We start from the raw sequence: 6,804 nt of genomic DNA on the forward strand, positions 1-6,804 counted from the left end.
TCCTCCGCGGCCCCGCCTTCACCCACGACCTCGTCCACGAGGCCGTCCTCGCCGGCACGCCCCCAGCCGTCCGCCAGGTGCTCCACGGCAACACGGCGCGGTGGCTGGCGAGCACCGGCGCCGACCCTGCCCTCGTCGCGCAGCACTGGCTCGAGGCGGGCGACGAGGCCAGCGCCATCCCCTTCCTGCTCGAGGCCGCCCGCAGCGCCAAGGCCGCCCACCGGCTGCTCGACGCGGCCGGCTTCTACGAGCGGGCGGCGGAGCTGCTCGAGGCCCAGGGCCGCGGCGCCGAGGCGGCCGAGGTGCTGCTGGAGGTGGGGGAATTCATCCTCGGCTTCGACACCCATACCCGCGCGGAGCGGCTGGCCGAGCAATTGCTCCGCCTGGCCCAGACCCCCAGAGCCCTGACCAAGGCCTGGCTCTACCGCGCCACCCTGTACCTGCACCGCGGGGAGATCCGCGAGGGTGGGGAAGCCGCGCAGAAAGCCCTGGAGAGCGCCCGGCGCTCGGGCGACGGGGCGCTGGAGGTCGAGCCGCTCAACCTGCTGGGGGTGGTGTGGCGGCGGCAGGGCCGCTTCCAGCAGGCGCAGGAGGCGCTCGAGCGGGCCCGTGAGCTCGCGCTGGAGTCCCTCGACCCGGTCCTGCTGCCGGCCATCCTGAGCAACCTCGGGCTGGTGCTGCAGCAGCTCAACCGGCACGGCGAGGCCGCGCGGCGCTTCGAGGAGGCTTTCGGGCTGCAGAAGGACCGCGCCACCCAGGTGCGGGTGCTCAACAACCTCGCCATCTGCCTGGGGCAACTGGGGCGTTCGCGCGAGGCCATAGCTACGCTCGAGCGGGCCCTAGCCATGCTCGGCGAGATGGAAGGGGCCACCGGGTCGTACCTGGTGGTGCTGACCTCGCTGGCCAACTACAGCCGCAGCCTGATGGACTACCGCCGTTCCCTGGAGGCGCTCGAGCAGGCCCGGGGCATGGTCGAGGGCTACCAGCACTGGAAGCTCAGGGACCTCTACCGCAACTTCGCCCGCACCTTCGTCGATCTCGGGGAGTACGAGCGCGCCCAGCACTACCTCGACCTGGCCCTGGAAGGCCTGGTGGAGCCCGGCGGCGAGGCCACGCTGACCTGGATGATCCAGGCTCGCCTGTGGCGCTACAGCGGCCAGAACCCCCGGCAAGCCCTGGAGAGAGCGGCCGCGCTGACGCAGGAGTCGAACCTGAGCGGGCACCAGATGCGGCTCGAGCAGGCCCGCCTGCTCCCCGCCGCCGAAGGACTCCAGACCTGCCGGCACAGCCTGGAATTCGCCCATCAGCACGGCTTCATGGGCCTGTCCATCGTGGCCCACACCCTCTGCGCCCAGGCCGCGCTCCGCCTCGAGCAAGTGGCCGAGGCCCTGGCCCACACCCGCAGCGCGGTGGAACTCGCCGAGCGCTACGACCCCGACACCTACCAGGGGGAGGTCTGGCTCACCCACTACCGGGCGCTGTGCGCCGGCGGCGACCCCGCGGCCCCGGCCTACCTCGAGGCCGCCGTCGCCCGGCTGCTCGCGGTAGCCGAGCAGAACGTGCCGCCCGAGCAGCGCTCGAGCTTCCTGCGGCGCAACCCCTTCAACCGGGCCCTGCTCGAGGCCGCCGGGCAGCTCGCCTGAGGCACCCCGTCGCCCGCCCTGTCACAACCCAGTCACACACACCCCGCTATCGTGCCTCTCGCAGCCCTGAAGCGCAGGGACTGCAAGGAGAGAGCATGAGCAAAGCCATTTGGACAGGCATTACCGTAGCCGCGATGGGCCTGGGGGCCCTGGCGGTGCTGGCCCAGAACAGCCAGGGCCAGACCGTGATGGGGCAGACCAAGACCCTCTTCGGCGGCCAGGTCTCGAGCTGGGCCAAGCTCGACGCCAAGGGACAGGTGCTCGAGGCCGGGATCACCGTGCCGATGAGCGTGGTGGAGAAGGCGCCGCTGCCCGGGCCTAACGACAAGCCCCAGGCCGAGGGCGGCGCCGGCTTCGGCCCCGAGGCGATCCTCGAGTTCCCCGCGGCCGTCAAGAAGACCACCTTCCTCGACCACGTGCAGGTGTGGTGGGAGGGCTTCGGCCACCCCCCGGAGCGCTACCTGGCCCCCCACTTCGACTTCCACTTCTTCGGCGTCAGCGCCGCCGAGGTGGCCAAGATCGACTGCAAGGACCTGACCCCGCCCGCGCTCGAGCTCACCCCCAAGGGCTACGCCCCCGCGGTGCCCCCCGGCGCCAACGCCGCCGAGTTCTGCGTGCCGCTGATGGGCTTCCACGGCGTGCCGATGTCGGAGTTCAGCGCCCCCGGCCAGCTCAAGCCCGGCCTCTTTGACCACGTGCTGATCTCGGGCTTCTACAAGGGGCAGTACACCTTCACCGAGCCCATGATCACCCGCGAGTTCCTGCTGAAGAAGCAGAACCTCGACCTCGAGGTCAGCCGCCCGGCCAAGACAGGCCGCAAGACCCTCTACCCCACCCGCTTCAAGCTCACCTACGACGCCAAGGCCAACGCCTACCACCTGGCCTACAGCAACTTCCAGGCGGGCGAGTAAGTCCGCCGGACGCCCCGAGGTGAACCCGTGAAACCCGCCGCCCTTACGTGGACCTTCCTCCTGAGCCTGCTGGCCCTCGCCCACGGCGGGCACGCGCACCTCGGGGCGTTCCCCGCCTGGTACAGCCCCGCCCAGGCCGAGCGCGGCCGCGCCCTCAGCCTCCGGCAGTGCGCCGCCTGCCACGGCCCCCGGCTCGAGGGCCGCTACGGGCCCCCCCTGGCCGGCCCCCGCTTCCTGGCCCGCTGGGGCGGGCGCACCGCCGAGGAGCTCGCCCGCTACGTCGCCGCCCGCATGCCGCAGGGGCGGGCCGGCACCCTCGAGGAGGCCGAGGTGCTCGACCTGCTGGCCTTCATCCTCCAGGCCAACGGCTACCCGGCAGGGAAGCAGGCCCTGCAAACCAAGACGCTCAAGCAGATCCAGATCCTCAAGCCCTAGCTCTGTAGCCCCTGCTGTGCCCCGACCCTCCACCGGCCCTGCGGCTCCGCGGGCTTGGCGGGGGGTCGGAGCTTTGGGGCGACCGGGGCCGTAACCACGACGCCAGAAACGTGAGCAGACCATGTCCAGGTCACGTTTCCCACGAACACCCGCCGGGCCAGCGCCGAGGCCAACGTCGCCATCGTCGGCGGCTTCGGGATGCCCGATCCTGAGCCACCCGCAGGTCACAGAGCCGTCACAGCCGTGGGTGTAGGGTGGGCGGCGATAAAGGAGGAAGTATGAGAGTGCTAGTCACAGGCGGGACCGGGGTTTTGGGGCGGCGGGTGGTGCAGGAGCTGCTGCGGCGCGCCGTCCCGGCCCGGGTGCTCAGCCGCAAGGCCCGCCCCCTGGCCGGGGTCGAGACCGTGCAGGGCGACCTGCTCGAGCCCTCCACCCTCCCCGCGGTCCTGGACGGGGTCGAGGTGGTCATCCACTGCGCCTCGAACCCCGCCCGGCCCAAGGAGGACCCCGCAGCCACCCGCAACCTCATCGCCGCCGCCCGCGCCGCCGGGGTGAGGCACCTGGTCCTCATCAGCATCGTGGGCATCGACGGCATGCGCTGGAACCCCTACTACCGCGCCAAGCTCGAGCAGGAGCGCTTGGTCGAGGCCGGCGGCATCCCCTACACCCTGCTGCGGGCCGCGCAGTTCCACGACTTCGTGGCCTTCCTGCTGCGCTCGCTGGGCAGGGGCGGGGTGCAGTGGCTCCCGGTCTTCACCCTCCAGCCCGTCGACACCGAGGCCGTCGCCGCGCGGCTGGTCGAGGCCGCGCTGGGCCACCCCGCCGGCCGCCTCCCCGACCTGGTAGGCCCTGAGCCGCGCACCCTGGCGAGCCTGGGGCAGGAGTGGCTCGCCGCGACCGGGCAGCGCAAGCGGGCCGTGGTGATCCCGCTGCCGGGCTGGGTCGCCCGGGCCTGGCGCCCGGTCGGCGGCCCCGAGGCCGAGCGCGCCGGGCGCTCGTGGAGCGAGTGGCTGGGGCGACGAGCCGATAGCTGATAGCCGGGCGCGGGTCGTACGTCGTACGTCGTACGTCGTACGCAAGACGCAAAACGCAAGACGCAAGACGCCCTGGCCCTCGACCCTCGACCCTCGACCTCGAGCACCACACGCCACGCGCCTTTCGCTGACGGCTGATGGCTAACCGCTGACCGCTACCGGCTTACTCCTACTGCCAGAACGCATCCACCCGGTGCTGGTCGTAGTTGTGCACCCAGCACTCGGCTACGCGGCCGGTCTCGAGGCGCAGCAGGTACACCACGCGGCTCTCCAGGCGCTCGCCCTCGCGCTCGACGACGTTGGTGGCCAGCACGGCGGCGTGCTTGTGGCCGGCCAGCACGTCGTGGATGCGGACCTCCAGCCGGCCGGCCGTGCGGCGCGAGAGTTCCCCCCAGAACTGCAGGAAGCCGTTGCACCCGTGGTACTCCCCGGAGTGGGGGTTGCGCCCCGGCACGTGCAGCACGGCGCCGGGGGCGAGCAGGATCTGCAGGTTGGCGAGGTCGCGGGCCTCGAGCGCCGTGAAGACCTCACGGGCCAGGGTTTCTTGGGGGGATGTCGCGGACACAGTTTCACCTCTGGGGCGCCGGGGAGCGGCTCAGCGGCCCAGCTCCTCCAGCGCGCGTCCGCCGGGCGTGTTTCGCAGCCAGGCGTGGGGCTCGAGGGCGCTGCGGTGGGTCTCGCGCCCCGCCCCCAGGCGGCCGAGCAGGCGGTTGAGCAACACGACGAAGCTTCGCACGTTAGCCTCCTCACCGTTTCACAGCGGCAGGATCTCGATGCCGTGGGCGCGGGCGACCTCGACCAGCCTGCCCAGGTCGAGGGGGGCCTTGGGCCGGTTCTCCCGCAGGCCCATCTCAGCCAGGAAGACGTCGTGCACGTCGGCGGCGGTGCCCAGCTCGGCGTAGAACCGGGCGTGCGCCAGCCCGGGCGCGACGGTGGCGAGCACCCGGGCGGGCCCCGACCCCGTGCTCTGCAGGGCGTGGACGGCCCCGGCCGGGATCAGGAGGGTCTGGCCGGGCTCGAGCCCGACCATCTCGTCCTCCAGGCGCACCGCGAGGCGGCCCTCGAGCACGTAGAGCTGCTCGGGCTCGGCCGGGTGGCGGTGGGGCACCATGCCCTCGCCCACGGGGACGACCAGTTCGAACATCGAATAGTGGCCCCGGGTTTCGCGCCCGGTCGCCAGGAAGGTAATGGTGGTGCCCAGCACGCGCAGGGTGGTCCCGACGGGGGGCAATGCTTCGGTAGGGTTCATAGGCTTCTCCATTGCTGCTCCGGAACTTTCCCGGTCACGCAGGGCAGCTTAGGGCAGGGCCTGTGACTGGCCTGTGACAGCGCAGCGCCCCAGCCGCGCGAACGCTTTTCGCCGCCCCCGCGGGCCCGTACAATGGCAGCACGAGGGAAAAAAACGTGACCCACCGGCTCAGCCTCCTCGGCCCCGCCCGCCTCCACACCTCCCAGGGAAGCCTCCCCCTCGAGCGCAAGACCGCCGCCGTGCTGGCCTACCTGGCCCTGGAGGGGCCGGTGCACAAGTACCGGCTGGCGGGCTGGCTGTGGCCCGACTCCGGCGAGACCGCCGCGCGCAACAACATGCGCCAGTTGCTGCGCCGCCTGCGGCTGGCCGCCGGCGACCTGGTGCTGGGCGAGGACCGCCTGGAGCTCGCGCCCGAGGCCGAGGTGGACGTCAAGCGGCTGTCCTACCTCGAGACCCCCTCGCTCGAGCTGCTGGCCCAGGAGGCCGAGTTGCTGGGCGAGCTGAGCTACGACGACTGCCCCGACTTCGAGGAGTGGCTCGAGGGCGCCCGCGAGGAGCTGCGGCAGTTGCGCGCCCACGCCGCCCGCAGCGAGGCGGCGCGGCTCGAGCAATCGGGCAACCCCAAGCAGGCGCTGGCCTATGCCCAGGTGTGGGCCCGCATCGAGCCCCTTTCCGAGGAGGCCCACCGCCAGGTGATCCGCCTGCACTACCTCGTCGGCGACCGCGGGGCCGCCTTGGCCGCCTTCGAGCAGTGCAAGCGCGTGCTGCACGACGAGCTGGGCGCCGAGCCGCTGCCCGAGACGCTCGAGCTCGTGCGGCTGGTCGAGCGCGGCGCCGAGCTGCCGGGTGCCGCCCCCAGGCCGCGGCCGGCGGTGCTCCCGGCCGCCGTGCTGCGCCCGCCGGTGCTGGCGGGGCGCGAGCGCGAGTGGGCGCTGATGGAGGAGGCCTGGGAGCAGGGCAAGCTGATCTTCCTCAGCGGCGAGGCCGGGGTGGGCAAGACGCGCCTGGCCTCCGACTTCCTCGCCAGCAAGGGCCCCTTCGTCCACGAGCTGGCCCGCCCCGGCGACGTGCACGTGCCCTACTCGACCCACGTACGCTTCATGCGCGGGCACCTCCACCGCTACCCCGACTACTCCCTCCCGGAGTGGGTGCGCCAGGCCCTGGCCCCCTGGCTCCCCGAGCTGGGGGACAGCGCGCTGCAGGGCTCGAGCCTGCAGACCCGCTTCGCCGAGGCCAGCCTCGAGGTCATGCGCCAGATCGGCGCCCACGGCGAGGCCATGCTGGTCGATGACTTCCAGTTCATGGACGACGCCACGGTGCAGGTGGGGGTCTACATCTTCTCGCAGCTCCTGCCCCTGCGCACGCCCGGCAACATACAGGGCTTCGTGGGCTGCTTCCGGCGCGGCGAGCTCTCCCCCTTCTTCGAGGAACAGGTGGCCTACATGGTCGCCAGCGGCATGGCGGTGCGGGTCGAGCTCGACCCCCTGCCCCCCGCCGCCGTCGGCGAGCTGCTCCACGGCCTCGGCCTCCCC

At 72.4% G+C, this 6,804-nt stretch carries 8 protein-coding genes; 5 read left to right on the plus strand and 3 right to left on the minus strand.

Features of this window, described 5'->3' with window-relative positions; all coding sequences use genetic code 11:
* From MEICH_RS23215 to MEICH_RS23225, 4 genes are all read left to right on the plus strand, one after another.
* Positions 1 to 1,643: tetratricopeptide repeat protein (locus MEICH_RS23215; RefSeq protein ID WP_036218193.1), on the plus strand; the 1,643-nt coding region annotated here is incomplete at its 5' end.
* Positions 1,644 to 1,738: 95 nt separating this feature from the next.
* The gene (locus MEICH_RS0102375; RefSeq protein ID WP_027891286.1) at positions 1,739 to 2,554 is read left to right on the plus strand and encodes a DUF5602 domain-containing protein; all 816 of its coding nucleotides are present in this window, start codon (positions 1,739 to 1,741) and stop codon (positions 2,552 to 2,554) included.
* Positions 2,555 to 2,581: 27 nt separating this feature from the next.
* Positions 2,582 to 2,989 carry a c-type cytochrome gene (locus MEICH_RS23220; protein WP_051303848.1) on the plus strand — a complete coding sequence of 136 codons (408 nt, stop codon included), beginning with the start codon at positions 2,582 to 2,584 and terminating at the stop codon, positions 2,987 to 2,989.
* A gap of 278 nt (positions 2,990 to 3,267) precedes the next feature.
* A complete protein-coding gene (locus MEICH_RS23225) occupies positions 3,268 to 4,023 on the plus strand; it encodes an SDR family oxidoreductase (protein WP_036218195.1) in 756 nt (251 codons plus the stop codon).
* Between the two features lie 169 nt (positions 4,024 to 4,192).
* Here the strand turns inward: MEICH_RS23225 and MEICH_RS23230 are convergent, their stop codons facing one another.
* From MEICH_RS23230 to MEICH_RS26780, 3 genes are read right to left on the minus strand one after another with little or no spacing between them, the layout of a single operon-like run.
* The gene (locus MEICH_RS23230; RefSeq protein WP_051303849.1) at positions 4,193 to 4,588 is read right to left on the minus strand and encodes a nuclear transport factor 2 family protein; all 396 of its coding nucleotides are present in this window, start codon (positions 4,586 to 4,588) and stop codon (positions 4,193 to 4,195) included.
* A gap of 30 nt (positions 4,589 to 4,618) precedes the next feature.
* Complete coding sequence (locus tag MEICH_RS28350; RefSeq protein WP_157202575.1) at positions 4,619 to 4,759, minus strand: hypothetical protein; 141 nt, start codon at positions 4,757 to 4,759, stop codon at positions 4,619 to 4,621.
* Between the two features lie 18 nt (positions 4,760 to 4,777).
* Positions 4,778 to 5,272 (minus strand): cupin domain-containing protein, encoded by a 495-nt coding sequence (locus MEICH_RS26780; RefSeq protein WP_169730626.1) that lies wholly within the window; start codon positions 5,270 to 5,272, stop codon positions 4,778 to 4,780.
* Positions 5,273 to 5,427: 155 nt separating this feature from the next.
* On the opposite strand from MEICH_RS26780, the gene MEICH_RS29125 reads away from it, so the two are divergent.
* Positions 5,428 to 6,804 (plus strand): ATP-binding protein (locus MEICH_RS29125; protein WP_036218698.1); only part of this gene is annotated, 1,377 nt, incomplete at its 3' end.

The organism is Calidithermus chliarophilus DSM 9957 (assembly GCF_000430045.1).
Classification (GTDB): domain Bacteria; phylum Deinococcota; class Deinococci; order Deinococcales; family Thermaceae; genus Calidithermus; species Calidithermus chliarophilus.

Coding starts and splice junctions, on each gene's coding strand:
- MEICH_RS0102375 (WP_027891286.1), top strand. CDS start 1,739: ATGAGCAAAGCCATTTGGACAGGCATTACCGTAGCCGCGATGGGCCTG.
- MEICH_RS23225 (WP_036218195.1), top strand. CDS start 3,268: ATGAGAGTGCTAGTCACAGGCGGGACCGGGGTTTTGGGGCGGCGGGTG.
- MEICH_RS26780 (WP_169730626.1), bottom strand. CDS start 5,272: ATGAACCCTACCGAAGCATTGCCCCCCGTCGGGACCACCCTGCGCGTG.